The organism is Methylophilus flavus (assembly GCF_042678905.1).
Lineage (GTDB): Bacteria > Pseudomonadota > Gammaproteobacteria > Burkholderiales > Methylophilaceae > Methylophilus > Methylophilus flavus.
In genome coordinates, this window is record NZ_JBHTLN010000001.1 from 787,736 (window position 1) to 807,159 (window position 19,424).

Here is a 19,424-nt window from a genome sequence, read left to right on the forward strand (position 1 = left end):
TCCAATTAATGCTTTTGTTATCTGGAATATTGATACTCAAAAGTATGAATATCCAGAAATAAAAAAAGCGACCCGAAGGTCGCTTTTTTTATTTCAACTACGTTAATTTATTGATCAACAATCAGCTTTTGTTGTGCCAAGAGACTATTGATAATCGCTGCATCACTACTTTGACCGGTAGTAATATCGACACCATTCAACACAATCTGCTGGGTAGTGTTGCCACTGCTAAAGCTTCCTGACACATTGTGTGCATCATTCGCAAAGCCACCATTAGAGCTGATATGAACAATGGTATCGCTTCCTGATTTTTCAAAATGCAGGTAATTCTGCAGGTTGCCTGGATTCTCGCCTTGTAACAAATCACGAATATCCAGCACATCACCACCTTGTGATGGGGTTGCCTTGTTGAAATCAGTGATGGTGTCACGCGCAGGGTTACCTGCTACGCCATCATCACCACGATCCCATTTGAAGACATCCACACCAGCACCGCCAGTCAGCGTATCGTTACCTTTACCGCCGATCAGGATGTCGTTGCCTTCACCGCCATTCAAGGTATCGTTACCAGCACCACCGCGCAGGATATCGTTACCAGCACCACCGTTCAACGTATCGTTACCACCTAAACCGTAAATGATATCGTTACCGGAAGTACCGTTAAGCTGGGTGTCATTTCCGCTGGTGCCACTGATGATTCCGCTATTACCGCTAGTCAACAGATCAATATTGATCAGGTTGGCTGAAGATGCACTGTCACTCAAATGGGTGCTGTCTGTCGCACTAATTTTGAAGCTGTCCAGCACATTCACACCAATAGTGTTATCTGTTCTGATAGTTGACAAGAATTCATTCAGCTTCAGGTTATCGATAGTACCGCCATCCAGGGCAGTCACTTCCAGCTTGCCACTGCCACCTAATAGACCAAGGAAGCCATTATCTTGTGCATAAGTTACTTTCAGGCCTAACTCGCTTGCAACAGCAGAAGAGTAGTTCAGGAAAGCGCCACTTAGTGCAATCAATGCGCTGTAAGTAATAGTGACATTATTGATGTTGTTATTGACATCGCTGGCACTGAATCCTTGTCTGCTCGAGAAGTTCAGCAGGTCAACATTCAACAAGCCAGGGATGGTCAACAATCCAGCTGAATTGACACCGGTACTTACTTCAGGCGCCACTTGTGGAACAGCATTGATCTTGGTGACATTAATGCTCAATGTTGCAGAACTTGTATCACCATCCCTGTCGCTTAATGTGTATTTGAAGTCAGCCACACCTGAAACACTGGTGTTTTTAGGTGTGAATACAAATGTGCCATCATCCAGATCTAATACCAATGACCCTTTAGTGGTGGTAATTGTCAGTTTGTGACTTGCAGAATCATAAGTACTGTTATTAGTACCATTTACAGTAATTGCTCCTGTCGTTGCATTGAATGTGTAAGTGCTACCATCCACTGCCACTGATTTCACATAACCACCATCTGCACCAAAACCACCGTTGGTCACCAGGCTGCCAGAAATGGAAGCTGCTACAGTTTCACTCAGCACACCGTCCAGTTGGTCAAAGTTAGTCACTTTGACACCACCAGTATTCACACCAGCCTGACCATCATAAGCAATTGGGTCCAACTGAGTTGTAGAGGTGTTCTGGCCTAATCCAAGTGCATATGACTTGATGTTATAGGTTTCCAGGAACTGAATCCACGCTCTTTCTTCAGCAGCTTGAATACCTGCGTCAGCTGAGGATGCATTCTCATTGCCGCTCAGGTCACTTGTACCACCCAAACCGCGATTCGGCTCACCATCGGTAAAGAAGTAAGACACAGTCTGTGCATTATCTAATTTGCCAGGAGAACCATAAGCATTGATTGCTGTTTCAAGGGCTGAGTCATAGTTTGTGTTGCCATTGGCAGACAAGGTGTTCAACAGAGCGTTAGCTTCAGTAACCGTTAACCAGGTTGTACCTAATTGCCTGGTTTGCGCATCACCAGCAAACACCACCAGGGCAACTTTCACATCACCCAGATCATCGTAGCTTGCCAACAGCGTTTTAATTGACTGGATAGCACTTGCCAAACGAGTCTGACCGCCTACACCATCTCTTCCAGCCATACTGCCGGAAACGTCCAGTGTAATCATCACATTGGTGTTTGCAGAGTTGGTTGCATAGACTGTCTGATTGTTTGCAACTGGGGAGTCATCCTCAATTGTGACAGGCAGAGTGGTGACTTGCGTTACACCATTTGCCACTACTTTGACACCAATTTCAGTTTTCAGAGTGTCTTCAGTCGTTGTATTAGGATGATCAATCGGTTTACTCAATGTAACGTTATAGGCACCACTGTTATTGATCGTTGCAGTCAGTACTTTCTCGGTACCTGCAAAACCGGTCAATGTTTTGCCATCTGCAGACAATGACCACGTGACGGTCACACCACCGGAAGTCAGTGTACCTGCTGCAGGGGCAGTCAATGTCCATACAGCGCCGCTGCTATTGCTAGCATTCAAACTGAATGAACCGGTTGCAACGGTTGAATCCGTAGTATCTGTGTTACCAGCAGTGTCCTTGATGCCACCGGATAAGCCTTCTTCAGACACTGTAAATTTGCTGCCATTCACAACTGTGATACCGCTATCGTTATCGATAATAATACCGGTTGCTGATTTGCCACCAATGCTCAATGGCAGAGTTTCGTTCTGCTCAATCAAGGTGTCATCAATGGTTGGCACAGTCACAGTGAAGCTGCTCACGCCAGCTGGCACGGTAATAGTGCCGTTCACGGCATTATAGGTAACCCCGTTGCTGAATACGGCTGAACCATAATCGGCTGTAGAGGCTGTACCACCACCCAGGTTATAGCTGTAGGTAGTTGGTGCATTGGTAGTTGTACTCAAGGTAACTGTATATACAAGATTATTACCTTCCACTACAGAGCCGCCAGTAGGGCCAGCAGTAATGGTATCTATCGTTGCTCTGTCGTTATCAACAATGATACCTGTGCCAGTCGCACCACCGATAGTCAGTGGCAATGTCTCGTTCAGTTCAACCAGTGTGTCGTCTACTGTAGGTACTGTTACGGTGAAGCTGCTGACACCAGCTGGCACTGTGATTGTGCCAGCGACAGCATTGTAAGTAACGCCGTTGCTGAATACAGCTGTACCGTAGTCAGCAGCTGAGGCTGACCCACCACCCAGTGTATAGGTGTAGGTTGTCGGTACGTTGGTCGTTGCACTCAGTGTCACTGTGTAAACCAGGTTGTTACCTTCAACAACGCTGTCATCACCTGTACCAGGTTGACCTGGCTCTACAGTGACAACTGTTGCCTTGTCGTTATCAACAATGATACCTGTGCCAGTCGCACCACCGATAGTCAGTGGCAATGTCTCGTTCAGTTCAACCAGTGTGTCGTCTACTGTAGGTACTGTTACGGTGAAGCTGCTGACACCAGCTGGTACCGTTATCGTGCCAGTCACTGCATTGTAAGTAACGCCGTTGCTGAATACAGCTGTACCGTAGTCAGCAGTTGAGGCTGATCCACCACCCAGTGTATAGGTGTAGGTTGTCGGTACGTTGGTCGTTGCACTCAGTGTCACTGTGTAAACGAGTGAAGTGCCTTCAACAACACTGTCATCACCTGTACCAGGTTGACCTGGCTCTACAGTAACAACTGTTGCCTTGTCGTTATCAACGATCACACCAGTACCTGTTGCACCACCGATAGTCAGTGGCAGTGTCTCGTTCAGTTCAACCAGTGTGTCATCCACTGTAGGTACTGTCACGGTGAAGCTGCTCACACCAGCAGGAACTGTGATCGTGCCAGTAGCTGCATTGTAAGTAACACCATTACTGAATACTGCTGTACCGTAGTCAGCAGCTGAGGCTGAACCGCCACCCAGACTGTAAGCATAGGTAGTAGGCGCATTTGTTGTTGCACTCAGAGTCACTGTATAAACCAGGTTGTTACCTTCAACAACGCTGTCATCACCTGTACCAGGCTGACCTGGCTCTACAGTAACGACTGTTGCCTTGTCGTTATCCACGATCACACCAGTACCTGTTGCACCACCGATAGTCAGTGGCAGTGTCTCGTTCAGCTCAACCAGTGTGTCATCCACTGTCGGCACTGTCACGGTGAAGCTGCTCACACCAGTTGGAACTGTGATCGTGCCAGTAGCTGCATTGTAAGTAACACCATTACTGAATACTGCTGTACCGTAATCCGCAGTAGAAGCGGAACCGCCACCAAGGGTATATGTGTAAGTAGTAGGCGCGTTAGTTTCTGTGCTCAAGGTCACTGTATAAACCAGGTTGTTACCTTCAACAACGCTGTCATCACCTGTACCAGGCTGACCTGGCTCTACAGTCACTACAGTTGCTCTGTCGTTATCAACGATCACACCAGTACCTGTTGCACCACCGATAGTCAGTGGCAATGTCTCGTTCAGTTCAACCAGTGTGTCGTCTACTGTAGGTACTGTTACGGTGAAACTGCTGACGCCAGTTGGAACTGTGATTGTTCCGGTAGCGGCATTGTAAGTAACACCGTTGCTGAATACTGCGGTTCCATAGTCTGCAGTAGAAGCTGTGCCACCGCCCAGGCTATAGTTGTAAGTAGTAGGCGCATTTGTAGTTGCACTCAGAGTTACTGTATAAACCAGTGATGTACCTTCAACAACACTATCATCACCGGTACCAGGCTGACCTGGCTCTACCGTCACCACTGTAGCTCTGTCGTTATCTACAATCGTACCAACAGCAACTACACCACCAACGTTCAATGGCAGGGTTTCGTTTGACTCAACAATGGTGTCATCCACTGTAGGCACAGTGACTGTGAAGTCTTTAACGCCAGCAGGCACTGTAATTGTGTTGTTAGCGGCGTTGTATGTCACGCCATTGCTGAAAGTTGGAGGAGTGACGTAATCAGCCGCAGACGCAGTACCACCACCCAGCGTAAAGCTGTATGTTGTTGGCGCATTGGTTGTAGCACTCAGTGTCACTGTGTAAACAAGATTGTTACCTTCAACTACCGAGCCACCAGCCGGACCAGCTGTCACAGTATCAACTGTGGCTCTGTCGTTATCAACAATGATGCCTGTTCCAGTTGCTCCACCGATAGTTAATGGTAGTGTCTCGTTTGATTCAACAATCAGGTCATCCACGGTCGGCACTGTCACGGTGAAGCTGGTAACACCTGCTGGTACGGTAATGGTGCCGTTTGGATTCAAAACAACACCGTTGCTGAATACTGCTGTACCGTAGTCAGCAGTTGAGGCTGTACCACCACCCAGATTGTAAGCGTAGGTAGCAGGTGCATTAGGAGCTGTGCTTAGTGTTACTGTGTAAACCAGTGAGGCACCTTCAACAACACTGTCATCGCCTGTACCAGGCTGGCCAGGCTCAACGGTGGTAATAGTTGGTTGACCAGTACCATTGAATTGCAGTGAAGATGTAGAGGTATCACCATCATTATCAATCAGTGTGAAGCCTACGCTGGTAGTTTCGCCTGCAACAAGCGGGCGGCTACCATTGTAGAGGTAAGCGCCGGTTTCAACGTTTACAGTGATCGTTTCACCTTTAGCGGTGGTCACAGTCAATTGATGGCTGTTTGCATTGTATCCATAACCGGTGACCGCTGGCGAGTTACCGCTGGCACTCACAGTATTGTTTGTTGCGTTGTAAGTGTAAGTGACACCACCGACAACGACACTTTGTACATGTCCGCCATCTGCACCAAACGCGCCCAGGCTACCAGATGCTGTAGCAGCAGCCGGATCAATGGCCAGGTTGCCGCTGTTGACCAGGTTGGTCAGGATTTGTGCGCTGTCGGTTGTGCCGTAAGCGGTTTGCAGGTTAACACCTTGCAATACAATCGTTTGATTCTCGGCAGCAGTACTAAAGCCACTGCTGAATCCACCTGTGCTGCTGATATGCAAGACAGTGTTGCCGTTTTCGACAGTTACACGTACATAGTTTGACAGATTAGCCAGGCTTTCACCTTGCAACACGGACCTCAAGTCGATCACATCTGCATTCAAGGTAAAGTCAGTCACTGTGTCTACAGCCGGAGTACCGGCAGTACCTGCGTCGCCTTTTTCCCAACGGAAGATATCACGGCCAGCACCACCAGTGAGGCTGTCATTACCAGAACCACCGACCAGGATATCATTACCAATACCACCATCCAGCGTGTCATTGCCTGAACCGCCGCGTAAGATATCATTGCCGGCCCCGCCATTCAGCGTGTCATTGCCACCGTAACCGTAAATTTGGTCATCATTGCCTGTACCGGTCAGTGTATTACCGTTGCCATCACCTTCTTTAAGGTTAGGGTTGGCAGTAGCGTTGCTCAGAACAGTTGCATCAACCAATGTGCTGAGTGCAGCTGAGGAGCTTGCGCCCTGTGAGTCAGTTACTGTAATTGAAGTGCCATTTAGCACTTCAGCGCCAATTGCACCGCCACTCAGGCGGGCAGTTGCCAGCAACTCGTTGACAGCCAGGTTATCAATGGCGCCACCATCAAGTGCAGTAATCACTACATGAGAAGATGGGCCAATCAGTGTCAGGAAACCCGGGTCATTAGTAATAACTACCTTGAGGCCTAGTTCCGCTGCGAGTGCTTGAGAGACTGTGAATTGACGGCCACCCAGTGATATCAGGGATTGATAGTTCAGTTCAACTTTGCTGATGTTGTTATTTGCATCGGTAGCACCGAAGGCAGAACGTGTGCTCAGGTCAATCAGGTTCAATGCCGAGAGGCCTACCAATCCTAACAGATTGCCAGTATTAGCAATCGCTGCAACAGGTGCAACGTTTGCAGTATTTTCGTTAGTCACGGTCACTGATCCGCCGTTTGCAACTGGCGCATCATCTTCAATCGTTACTGGTAAAGTAGTGGTTTGTGTCACGCCATTGACCACGACTTTGACACCTACGTTTGCCAGTACTGTGTCTTCAACGTTCGCTACAGGATGATCAACTTGGCCACTCAATACCACTTTGTATTCGCCACTATCATTAATAGTGACAGTCAATACTTTCTCGTTACCTGCTGAACCAGTCAACGTCTTGCCATCAGCAGACAATGTCCAGGTTACAGTTACGCCACCAGAAGTCAAAGGTGTTGTTGGTGCGGTTAATGTCCACACTGCCCCGGCGCTGCTACCATTCAGGCTGAATGCACCTGTCGCTTCAGCTGAGTCAGTGGTATCGCTGCTACCTGTATTGTCTTTGATACCGCCTGCCAAACCTTCTTCGGAAACAGCAAATTTGCTGCCGTTTACGGTAGTGATACCGCCATCGTTATCAATGATGATTCCTGTTGCCGTTTTGCCACCAACGTTGATTGGCAAGGTTTCATTTGACTCAACCAGTGTGTCGTCCACTGTAGGTACAGTCACGGTAAAGCTGGTTACGCCAGGTGGAACTGTGATCGTGTTATTGGTTGCGTTGTATGTCACACCATTGCTAAATGTTGGAGGTGTTACATAATCTGCGGCAGAGGCAGTACCGCCACCTAAGTTAAAGCTGTAGGTTGTTGATGCATTTGTTTCAGCACTTAAAGTTACTGTATACACCAAGTTGTTGCCTTCAACGACTGAGCCTCCATTAGGGCCAGCGGTGACAGTATCGACTGTTGCCCTGTCGTTATCAACGATTGTACCGATAGCGGTCACACCACCAACTTTAATCGGCAAAGTTTCATTTGGTTCGACAATGGTGTCATCCACTGTAGGTACAGTCACTGTGAAATCTTTCACGCCAGCCGGCACGGTAATGGTGTTGTTGGCAGCGTTGTAAGTCACGCCATTGCTGAAAGTTGGAGGAGTGACATAATCAGTTGCTGATGCACTACCACCACCAAGTGTGAAGCTGTAGGTAGTTTCTGCGTTTGTGGTAGCACTTAAAGTGACTGTATAAACCAGGTTATTGCCTTCAACGACTGTTCCACCGTTCGGACCAGCAGTTACAGTATCGACTGTCGCTCTGTCGTTATCAACGATGATGCCTGTTCCTGTGGCACCACCGATTGTCAGTGGCACTGTTTCGTTTGGCTCTACGATAGTGTCATCAACAGTAGGTACTGTCACAGTGAAGCTGGTTACACCTGCTGGCACGGTGATTGACCCATCAGCGTTACGTGTCACACCATTACTGAATGTTGGATTGCCATAGTCAGAGGTGGACGCTGTACCGCCACCAAGATTAAATGTATAAGTGGTAGGCGCATTGGTCCGATCACTCAAAGTCACGGTGTAAACCAGGTTGTTGCCTTCAATCACACTGTTATCATTAGGGTCAGGCGTACCTGGTTCTACAGTGACGACAGTAGCCCTGTCATTATCGACGATGGTGCCTGTGGCTTGTTTTCCGCCTACATTGAGATTCAAGGTTTCATTTGGCTCAACCAATGTGTCATCTACTGTTGGCACAGTAACGGTAAAATCTTTAACACCGGCTGGAACGGTGATCGTATTATTAGTTGAGTTGTAAGTCACACCATTGCTAAATGTTGGTGGCGTGACATAATCAGCTCCAGATGCAGTACCACCACCTAGAGTAAATGAGTATGTAGTAGGTGCGTTTGTTGTATCACTCAACGTGACTGTATAAACCAAATCGTTACCTTCAACCACTGAACCACCATTTGGACCTGCAGTCACTGTGTCTACGGTTGCGCGGTCATTATCAATAATGGTACCTGTACCTGTGGCACCACCAATGGTGAGTGGCACTGTTTCGTTAGGTTCGACAGCATCGTCATCCACAGTGGGTACAGTCACAGTGAAGCTGGTGACGCCAGTTGGTACAGTAATTGTACCGTTCGGATTACGCACTACACCGTTGCTGAAAACTGGTGCACCGAAATCAGCGTTAGAGGCTGAGCCTCCACCCAGATTAAAAGTATAAGTAGTAGGCGCATTAGTTGGATCACTTAAAGTAACCGTGTAAACCAAGGAAGCACCTTCGATGACGCTATCATCACCAGTACCAGGCTGACCTGGTTCTACGGTAACAACGGTTGCCCTGTCATTGTCTACAATCGTACCAATAGCCTCTACTCCACCCACATTAATTGGCAAAGTCTCGTTTAGTTCGACTGAAGTATCATCCACTGTTGGCACAGTCACTGTGAAACTGCTTACACCTGCTGGTACAGTGATTGTGCCAGTTACAGGATTGTAAGTAACACCATTACTGAATACTGGGGTGCCGTAGTCTGCAGTGGAAGCAGTTCCGCCACCCAGTGAAAATGTGTATGTGGCTGGCGCTTGAGTGGGGGTGCTCAAGCCGACAGTGAACACCATTGAATTGCCTTCAATCACCTGATCGCTGTTTGGCAATGGGTTACTTGGTGTGACGAAATCAATAGTTGGATCTTCAGGGAAATACTGGTAGTTTGGCAAAAGCGAAAATTGAGCCGTTTCTACGAAGCCATTTCCACCATCATATGTTGCGCCAGTTACACTTTCAGAAATACGATCCAAGTTAACAAAACTGGCGTTACCATCACTACCACCCTCGCCAGCAGCAGGCGCATCAAGCACTTCAGTAATGTCTCGGCCTTCGTTCAGTGCAGTCAATACCGCATCAAAAACAGCCTGATTGACTGCATTTTCAGTCACATCGGACACATCTACCTGTGCCAGATTGTCAGTGATTTTAACTGTTTGTGCTTCAGCGAAATTAACTGTCTCGCCATTTGCAAGCTTTACGGAGACGCTGGCGCCACTAGCGGTGATTACCTTATCACCCGCATGCAGAACCTCGCCAACTTGTAACATATGACGGTTGCCATTGGCATCCACCACGATAGCCATACCTTGAACACTTGTAACAGTACCAATCACTGTAGCCATTTTTTTGCCCCACTTAAAGTTGAGAGAAATCTAGATAGTGACGTATTAGACTGCAATACAAAATGAAAATCTATTGTACCGAAGTACAATATTTGCACTTGATGGAAAGATATTTAGCAGGGATGACTAAGAATAATGCGCGGCTCAAGAATATAAGCTCAAATTGATGTTCAATATAGAAAAAGCGAAGCTGATACCAGCTTCGCTTTTTATTCAATACCCGCAATCAGGCGGGCAATACAATCAATATCAATTACTCAGCGACTGACTGATAACGAATGACTTCAACACGGCGGTTCGCGTCATTACCATTGACCGGATCATTCTCAGCGATCGGCTGAGAGTAACCGTAACCTTTAACAACGATACGGCTCGCATCCAGACCTTTTTTGGCCAGGTAGTCAGCAACTGCTTTCGCACGTTTTTCAGACAGTAAGAGGTTGTATTTCTCTTTTGAAGTATTACGCTTATCTGTGTGACCGGCAATTTCAATCTTGTCATTACCCCACTCTTTGACTACGTCGTAGACGATATCAAGATCAGCATAGGATTCAGGCAAAATAATAGCGCTATTGGCCTGGAACAGAATACGTGGCGTAAACTTCATGGTCGCTTTTTCTGGACCTTTTGGTTTAAAAGCTTCGCCTTCCCAAGGTTTGGCATTCGCCATTAAGGCGGCTTTATCACTCACCAACTGTGTTGGTGCCAGCGCCTGACAAACATTCTCACGATCCAGATATTCTTCACGCGCATATTCACCGACATCAGCACGGGTTACACCCAACTTACGCAGTAATAAACCTTGTCCGGCATAAGTTCTTGCGTAAGAAGTACTCAAGTCCATTTCAGCATTGGTGAAGTTACGACGGGACTGGAAATATTCGTTCTCCGTATCCAATAAGTCAAGCAATGTACGTTGGCCAATATCATATTGCTTACGGTAAGCCAGACGTGCATTTTCAATCGAGTCTTGATGTTGTTTACGATAAGCAACTTGCTCATTTAATTGACGGATATTGTTGTAAGCGATTGCCACCAGTTGACGCGTGTCGATACAAGCTTTGTCACGTAAATCATGTGAGCGGTTAAGTTCTTGAGAAGCAGAATCTAAATTATTTTTATCCGTGAAGCCATTGAAAATGTTCCAGCTGGCAGTAACTTCAAGTGTATCTGCAGCCAGTATACTGTTTCTGCTTGCATCATTTACATCAAGAACTTTACGCCCTTGCAAATCCAGTCTGGGCATAAAAGGTGCTTTTCTGCCAGAAACAGATTTCTCAACAGCAACGATGTTTTCAATGGCCGCCAAGATATTAGGGTTTTGTTTGTATGCTGTATCAAGTACCTGATCAGCGCTTTCGGATAAGCCATCCCCTGTCATCTGCACTTCAACCACGTTGGCTGGAGGTAGCTCGCCTACCAGACGCTGGAATCTTGCAGACACATCATACAGGTTCGTTGTTTCTGTCAGCAGATTAGCTTCAGCCAGTGCCAAACGGCCAGTGGCTTGTTCAAGGTCAACTTTTTTGCCTACACCGGCATCTACACGAGACTTGATTTTTTCGTGCACTTGCTTATGCACAATATAGTTGTCTTCAGCGTAAGAAACTAGACGACGATATCGCAACAAATCATAATAAGCAGTAGCAGTATCCAATGCAACACTTTGCATTTGCCCTTGTAAATCATAAAAACGGGACTTTGCCACATGGTCCAGACGGCCAACCTCTGCCGGGGTCGCCAAACCATCAAAAATCATTTGGCGTAAAGTTAAGGTGGATTGCTGGTTTGGAGAGTTAGTATTATTAATATTGACAGGAACCACACGCTCCTGATTTCTGAATACTTGATCAACTGTCACATTTGGCAGGTATCTACCTTTGGCGGCAGCTTCATCAAATTCAGCTCCTTTATAAGCATGAAAGCGGGCTTGAACCTCAGGGTTCTCAGACACCGCTTTCTCGATTATTTTTTCCAAAGTTTCGGGACTAGCACCCCAAGATATAGAGGAGTAGGAAAACACTCCTATGATTAATGCAGAGGCAATTTTTTTTAGTTTCATGTGCAGACTCTTAACAAGTTATTAAAGATTCATCCTGAAGTGAGTATAACGACAGTATTGTTAAGGCACAAGCATAACCCACCCTACCAAAGTTGGTTTAATAGGGGATTTTAGGCAAAAAAGTCACAAACAGGAATGTTGAGACTCTATACCTTGCATAAAAATCCCCTAAACTCTATTAATTTAAGGATTATTGATGTAAATGGAGCATCCGAATTTATGAATTCAGATGTGATTTACCTGATGAACCGGTCTTTACGCCCTTTTCCAGGCCAAAATGACCTTGCGGGGACTGACCTTGTAATACCAATGCCAGATGCAAACGGTCTCTTACTTTCAGGGTATCAAATACGGATGTCAGATGTGCTTTGACAGTACGCTCTGAAATGGAAAGAGTTCTGGCGATTTCTTTATTACTATTACCTTTGGCTGCCTCAAGTGCAACTTCACGCTCGCGCTTGGTCAAACCTTCCAGCACCTCTTCAAGCACATCGACAGTTTGACGTGAGCCGCGGGCGGTCAACGTAATCAAATGCTTCAACAAGTCGCGTCCCAACCAGATACCGCCATGTGATACCACGCTGTAAACCTCTTTAAGCACCTGGTGATGCGCATACGCGTGCAGATAACCAACCACACCCAACTCCAGGGCCTGCATCGCTTCAGCCTGCTCAGGGTTATTCGACAGCACAATCACCTTGGCTGAAGGAATCAAGGACAGCACTTGCTGCACTTGTGTACGCCATTGGTTGCTGCTTTCCAACTGAGCGTGTACCCATACTATGGTCGCTCCGGCAACATCGGCAGAAACCACTTCCGCACTGGTGACCAACTTAGGGAAGGCATTCAGCCAGGCTTCGACGGGCTGCTTTAATGATGTAATAAAAATATGTTTCATAGTGATTAGCGCTCGGTTAATGCATACGATTTAGCCTTAAGCACAGGTTTAAGCAAGTAAGACATCACGGTTTTCTTGCCTGTCAAAATATCTACCTGTGCCACCATACCAGGAATAATTGGCAGATGGTCGCCGATATTATTCTTTATTGTTCTTACCTTAACGACATAAAAAGCATTTCCTTTATCGTCTATCGTCGAATCCGCTGCAATATCTTGCACTTCTCCATCAAGACTGCCGTAAATGCTGTAATCGTAAGCTGTCAGCTTGACAATAGCCGGTTGTTTGGGACGGATAAACGCAATATCCTTGGTTTGGATTTTGGCTTCAATCACCAGCGCATCATCAGAAGGTACCACTTCCATGACTTCCTTGCCGGCCTGAATCACGCCACCTACAGTGTTGTAATACAGCTTGCTGATTTTGCCATTCACAGGAGATAGCAGCGTCGATTGTTTAACCTTATCCGACAATGCCAGGCTGGATTGGGTCAGGCTATTAATTTTCGCCGTCGTCTCGTTCAGCTCTGTACGCACCTTACTCGTAAAGGTCTGTTGCGCCTCTGAAATCTTGCGGCGCGCCTCTGAAATGGATGCTGTAATGCGTCCCATTTGTGCCGAAGCCTGGTCAATATCCCCTTTGGCCCGGTTGGCTTCTCGCTCCAAACGCAGAATTTCAATTTCAGAGACAGCGCCACTATTCAGTAACGGACGATTCGCTGCCAGTTCGCGGCTATTAGAGTCATAAGTCTTGATCGCTACTTCTCTTTTAAACTGGACCTCTGAAAGTTCACGCTCACGTTGCGACAGTTGATCCCTAGCAATATTAACCTGCGAATCCAGTTCTGCACGCCCTGCATTAAATAACTGTAACTCTTGCAGATAAGTATCAGGCACTTTCAGTTGCACTTCACTCGGCGGGTTAAAAGCACCACCATTTGCCAACGCCTTTAAGCGTGCCTCTTTGGCTCTCAAGGACAAATACTGGCTTTCATTCTCTTTCAACGAAGAGATGGCCCTTGTTTCATCAATTTTAATCAGCGGTTGCCCACGTTTTACCGTATCTCCCAGCCTGACCATAATATCGGTCACGATACCGCCATCCAGGGATTGCACCAACTGTATCTGGCCGGAAGGAATCACGCGGCCTTCACCGCGCGTCACTTCATCGACTTCAGCCAAATTCGCCCATACAAGCAATACAATCAAAATCACAAAGATGGCATACATAATCAGCTTGGCATGCAGCATGCTGTCCTCAACCATCACATCATGAGCCTGTTCGGTCCATGAGCGATTTTCTGCTGTGTCGGTCTTGATTATCTTATCGACTAATAAATGTACCGGCTTGCCTAAGCGCACCCAGATACTGTCGTTCTTGGTAATGTCACCATATTTATCAAATATTTTTTTTGCCATGATGTTACCTTGCCTTACCCACTTTACCCGCACGCAACGCAGCGGTAACGTCTTCTTTAGAACCATCAGCCACAATCTGCCCGGAATCAATCACGATTAAACGTTCGGCCAGTTCCAGCATGCCGTTACGATGACTGATCACAATCAAGGTTTTGTTGACTGTTGCTTCAGCAATTCGATTCTTTACACTTTCTTCTCCGGAATGATCCATTGCACTTGTAGGCTCATCCAGCAGCACAATCTGCGGGCTGGTCACAAAAGCACGTGCGATGCCCACACCTTGTCGCTGGCCGCCTGATAAAGTGTCCCCGCGCTCGCCTACTTCGAGATCAAAGCCTTTAGGATGCGCATTGACGAATTCGGCTATACCACCTACCAGAGCCGCATTGAGCACTGCCTGATCATCCGCATGCTGGTGGCGCAAAGTAATATTGTCGCGCAGCGTGCCATAAAACAGGTGGTTATCCTGTTGTACATAGCCAATACTGCGGCGTAACTCGGCCGGGTCAATCTGGCGGGCGTCAATACCATCAATCAGGATGGCGCCTTCGCTAGGCTGGTACAGGCCAAGAATGAGTTTGTTGATCGTTGTTTTGCCTGAACCCATACGCCCGATCAGGCCTACATGCTCGCCTGGACGTATCCTGAAAGAAATCCCGTTTAATGCCAGCTCATCTGTGCCAGGGTATTTAAAAGACACATTTTTAAATTCGATTTCACCTTTAAAGGCTGGACGTGACAGAAAGCTCACATCTTTACCGCGCTCAACCGGCTTTTCCATAATCGCCTCTAATGACTTCAGTGAAGTAGCGGCAGTATGGTATTGGGTAAACAGGCTGGCGATTTGTGAAATCGGCGCTAATGCGCGGCTGGTCAATTGTGAACAGGCAATCAGGCCACCCATGGTCAGGTCACCATTCGAAATCAGGTATACACCCAGAATAATGATGGCGACACTGATAATTTGCTGCAAGGCATAAGAGCCATTGGTGATTGAAGAAGATAACAATTTAAGCTTGCTGCCGACTTCGGACAGGAATAGCGCACTACGTTCCCATTTCCCCTGCATCTGCCCTTCGATCCCCATGGACTTGACCGTTTCAAGGCCGACCAGGCTTTCAATCAGTGTGGCATTACGTTGTGCACTGGCGCGGTACATGGTCTCGGACAAATCATGCATTTTGCTTTGCACGCTGAGTGAGTAGATCAATACTACTGCGCCGCCGATCACTGCCGGTAACACCATAAACGGACTGATCCAGGCAATCACAACCAGGAAAATAATCCCGAATGGCAGATCGATCAACGTCACCACCGTGGCCGAGGTGATAAAGTCACGTACGCTTTCGAATGAACGCAGGTTGGATGCAAAAGAGCCGACTGAGGTTGGCTTGGCATCATAGCGTGTACCCAGCACCTTCTCCATAATCTGGCCACTGAGCTTCACATCGATACGTGAACTGGCCCAGTCGAGGAAATAGGCACGCATGGAACGCAACAGCAAATCGCCAAGCACAATCAGGCCGACACCGATACCCAATACCCACAACGTTTCCACCGCTTTGTTAGGTACTACGCGGTCATACACGTTCATGGTAAACAGCGGCATCGCCAGCGCGAAGATATTGATCAGCAAGGCTGCGACCATCACATCGCGATAAATGCCTTTATTCTCGGCAATCGTGCCCCAGAACCAGTGCCTGATCCTCACCCTGCCGACTTCGGGTGTACGTGCATCAAAGATATAGCTCTGTTTGGTGACCAGCGCGTACCCTGTATATTCTGCAGCGAGATCGGCCAGGCTCATGGTCACAGGCTCGGGTGACAAGTCGGGGAAAACCACTTGGGCGAAATGGTGGCTGTCATCGACCTTTAAGAGCTGGCAGGCCCGATGATTATTAAGCAGCAAGGTAATATCTGTTTGCGGCTGGTTCAGGGCAGTGATCGCAGCTTGCTGCACGGTAACGTCGAGACGCAGCCGTTCGGCAGAGCGTTTGAACAACTCAGGGTTGAGCTTGCCGTCTTCAAGAGGCAAGCCGGAAGTTAACGCATCCCGGGTGGTTGCCAGTCTATTATGACGGCAGATATAAAGCAGACACTCGAGTAAAACGTCTTTGTCGGTTTGATTAAAATATTGCGTCGTTTCCATGGCTTTGGCTTTTTATTGTCCTTATCAACGGCTCATACTTAATATTAAGCAGCTTCGATTATATGTAGTGTCAACCCCACTCAATACGCTGAGTATATGGCAAAAATCCCGCGAGTTACAAAGATTGACATTGTTTACTAGTCACCAAATTGCAGTGTTTCCTGCACAAAAGGTCCTGTAACAGCCCCAATTCCCACCGAGTTAAGGCTATCGAGCTCCTGCTGATCCTGTACGCCTTCCGCAATCGGCAGGATTCCCATGGTGCGTACCATCATGCATAAGCCACGCAATAGCGATTGCTGCTGTGGGCGCAGATGGATATCCCGTATCAAAGAGGCATCAAATTTCACGAAATCCAGACCAAGTTCATGCAAGTCACCCAGCTGCGCCAGTCTTGTCGCAACGTGTTCCATGCCTACCACACAGCCCAGAGATTTGACTAAATGAACAAACTGTGTGAATTGCACAAAATCACTGAATGCCGCTTCTTCGCCAATTTCAAAACTTAGTCTTGAAGGATTTTTTACGTTTAAAATCAGGCTTTGCAGCTTGTCTTTATACTCGTCACTACGCATCGCAGCAGCTGACACATTGACACTCAGGTTGGCATTATTTTTTTCCAGCATGTCGACAGCGTATTCCAGCGCCAGGCCATCCAATGTTTTGATCATGTCCAGCTGGCTTGCCCAGTCAATAAACGCACCTGCCGCCAGCCATTGGTCACCCTCATCAATATGGAGGCGCAGCGGGCATTCATAGTGGAAGAGTTGTTTACCTTTTTGCATGACCGGATACCGCGCGAGCTTGATTTGCTTGTGCTCGATGGCATGCAGGAATTGTTCTTTCCACTGGCTGAGGTAATTTTTCCGAGAAGTGACGATGCTATTCGCATTCATCACACGCATAGGCAAGGCTGCCTGGTCACTGGCCAGGTCCATAATAAACTGCATGACCCGGTGGATATCGACAAAGTCATCACCTTTTTTGGTTTTGGTATGCGTCAACACAAACTGGAACTGCACGATTTGTTGTGCTGCATTCAGTTTTTCAAGTACCAGCTTGAGTTCTGAAGCCACGATAAAATCATCCAGAGGCTGACGGCTGAACACACCAAACTCGCTACCGGACAATCTTCCGCAAACAACATCAGGGTAATGCGACATCTGCAACTGCAGGGCATCGCCTACTTTTTTGATCAGCTGGTTGGTGACGCTGTAGCCCAGCTGCTTGTCGATGTCTGGCAGATTATGCAATTGCACCAGCGTGAGCATGCCTTCCACAAAGCTTTCGCTTTTCAGGGCGACCGAGGCAGTATTGGTAAAGTGCGATTGATTCATCAGCCCGGTCAACTCGTCATAGTTGATTTGCTGGTTCAGTACATTCAAACGCTCTGATTCCGCCGTCACCATTGACTTCACCCGGTCAGAAAGCGTATTCATGGTGCGTACCAGTTTGCGGAACTCTTCTGTATGTGGCTCTTCAATGGTGATGTATTTGCGCTCACCCAGGGCTTCAGCCTGTGCAATCACATCATCCAGTGGTTTCAGTATTTTTTTCAGCCAAAAACCGGACACCACATAACTTAAGAAAGCCACGATCAGTGTCCACAAGACGGCATGGCGCGAGGTCTCCCACAATTGGTCATAAGCCAGGGAGGGTTCACTTTCGAGTACCAGCGTGCCATATTGCTGCCAGCCAGATTGGATATTGGCAATGCCAGGATGAATGCTGACGGAGAAAAGGGACTGGAACCAACCCGGTGCTACTGAATGTGGTTGGCGGTTGATACGCTCAATCATGGGTTTGTTATCAGGCGAGATAATCGCGATGCGCCGGTAATGACCCATGTCAAACTGGGCGCTGATAATCAGCTCTACCGTGACATTATCCTTCTGGATATTGGACAAGGTAATCGCCAGGCCATTGGCATTATCGTTATTTTTCTTCTGCAATTGCTCGGCCATGAAACGGTGGTCATCATACACCCCCAAAAACAGGCACCCTGCTGCCACCATCAAAATAATGACAGAAATCGCTATGCGTATTTGTTTTATTAATGACATGTTCTAAGCCCTCTTTTTTCTTGGGGTAAACTCATCGATAACCCGGCTTTCATGCAGGCTTTAATCATAAGACTAGCATTAACTTTCCACGTTAACCATATCTTAGCCAAGGTTTTCAAATATTCCAGTTGGTTCAGGTGTTTTAAGGTTCTCATTATTCCAGTCCGTCCTGCCGCATGCGTGTCAGCACATCTCGCCATTTGGAAATATTATTCGGTGATCCGGCACGCATATTCGGGTTATTGGCGACAAACAGGCCTTTTTCGTTGAAACTAAATACCGGGAATAAATCGCCGCGCCTTGAAGCTGGCAATATTTCGAAATTCAAGTTATCAAGAATGAGGGGGTCGCTGGTCGGCATTGCATAATAAGCCAGCACCATATGCGGTCGAATGTTGCCGCTAGCCATGCGTGCGCGAACATAAGTCAGGCGTAACTTGTCCTGAGGGATACCAAGTTTCTTGAGCAAGGTATATTTGGCGATACTGAAGTCTTCACAGTCCCCGGCACCCTTGCCCAAGGTTTCCAGCGGGCTGGCCCAGTAATCGTCCACGCCCCATAAATTGATATCATCGACAAACAGCACATGCTGGTTGGTGAAATCATTGACCATGCCTATCTTGGTCATTTCAGTGGCGCTGCCAAGCTGGTTGAACAGCTCATTCAAGCGCATGACATTCTGGTAGGCCTCTTCACCATAACGCTGTCTGACCTTTTCCAGCATCGCCAGTACGTAATCATCCGCCAGTATCTGCGACCATAGCAGGCACAGCGACAGGCAAAAGCCTGCCGCAATACTAATAAAGGATGGAGAGTGGCGTCTCATGTGCAATAGATTTCCAGTGAGCGATTATGTCACGGCACTGGCAAGCATAATTTGCCAAACAAAGCGGTTTTCATCTGCAAATTCGCTCCTCTGTAACCGTACTCTAACCTAAGCCAAGGATTAAAAGGCACACAACTGTACAAGA

Annotated in this window: 7 protein-coding genes; all 7 read right to left on the bottom strand. The window is 47.4% G+C overall.

The window, feature by feature from the left end:
* Positions 1-107 precede the first annotated feature (107 nt).
* Positions 108-9,863 (bottom strand): retention module-containing protein, encoded by a 9,756-nt coding sequence (locus tag ACFQ2T_RS03700; protein WP_379030664.1) that lies wholly within the window; start codon positions 9,861-9,863, stop codon positions 108-110.
* 253 nt (positions 9,864-10,116) lie between these two features.
* The gene (locus ACFQ2T_RS03705; RefSeq protein WP_379030667.1) at positions 10,117-11,925 is read right to left on the bottom strand and encodes a TolC family outer membrane protein; all 1,809 of its coding nucleotides are present in this window, start codon (positions 11,923-11,925) and stop codon (positions 10,117-10,119) included.
* Positions 11,926-12,142: 217 nt separating this feature from the next.
* Positions 12,143-12,823 carry a LuxR family transcriptional regulator gene (locus ACFQ2T_RS03710; protein ID WP_379030670.1) on the bottom strand — a complete coding sequence of 227 codons (681 nt, stop codon included), beginning with the start codon at positions 12,821-12,823 and terminating at the stop codon, positions 12,143-12,145.
* Between the two features lie 5 nt (positions 12,824-12,828).
* Complete coding sequence (locus ACFQ2T_RS03715; RefSeq protein ID WP_379030673.1) at positions 12,829-14,241, bottom strand: HlyD family type I secretion periplasmic adaptor subunit; 1,413 nt, start codon at positions 14,239-14,241, stop codon at positions 12,829-12,831.
* Between the two features lie 4 nt (positions 14,242-14,245).
* A complete protein-coding gene (locus tag ACFQ2T_RS03720) occupies positions 14,246-16,390 on the bottom strand; it encodes a type I secretion system permease/ATPase (protein WP_379030676.1) in 2,145 nt (714 codons plus the stop codon).
* A gap of 137 nt (positions 16,391-16,527) precedes the next feature.
* Complete coding sequence (locus ACFQ2T_RS03725) at positions 16,528-18,453, bottom strand: EAL domain-containing protein (RefSeq protein ID WP_379030679.1); 1,926 nt, start codon at positions 18,451-18,453, stop codon at positions 16,528-16,530.
* 154 nt (positions 18,454-18,607) lie between these two features.
* A complete protein-coding gene (locus ACFQ2T_RS03730; protein WP_379030682.1) occupies positions 18,608-19,279 on the bottom strand; it encodes a transglutaminase-like cysteine peptidase in 672 nt (223 codons plus the stop codon).
* Positions 19,280-19,424: the final 145 nt, after the last annotated feature.

Excerpts from the sequence above, each read along its gene's own strand:
- ACFQ2T_RS03700 (WP_379030664.1), bottom strand. The coding sequence starts at position 9,863 with ATGGCTACAGTGATTGGTACTGTTACAAGTGTTCAAGGTATGGCTATC.
- ACFQ2T_RS03705 (WP_379030667.1), bottom strand. The coding sequence starts at position 11,925 with ATGAAACTAAAAAAAATTGCCTCTGCATTAATCATAGGAGTGTTTTCC.
- ACFQ2T_RS03710 (WP_379030670.1), bottom strand. The coding sequence starts at position 12,823 with ATGAAACATATTTTTATTACATCATTAAAGCAGCCCGTCGAAGCCTGG.
- ACFQ2T_RS03715 (WP_379030673.1), bottom strand. The coding sequence starts at position 14,241 with ATGGCAAAAAAAATATTTGATAAATATGGTGACATTACCAAGAACGAC.
- ACFQ2T_RS03720 (WP_379030676.1), bottom strand. The coding sequence starts at position 16,390 with ATGGAAACGACGCAATATTTTAATCAAACCGACAAAGACGTTTTACTC.
- ACFQ2T_RS03725 (WP_379030679.1), bottom strand. The coding sequence starts at position 18,453 with ATGTCATTAATAAAACAAATACGCATAGCGATTTCTGTCATTATTTTG.
- ACFQ2T_RS03730 (WP_379030682.1), bottom strand. The coding sequence starts at position 19,279 with ATGAGACGCCACTCTCCATCCTTTATTAGTATTGCGGCAGGCTTTTGC.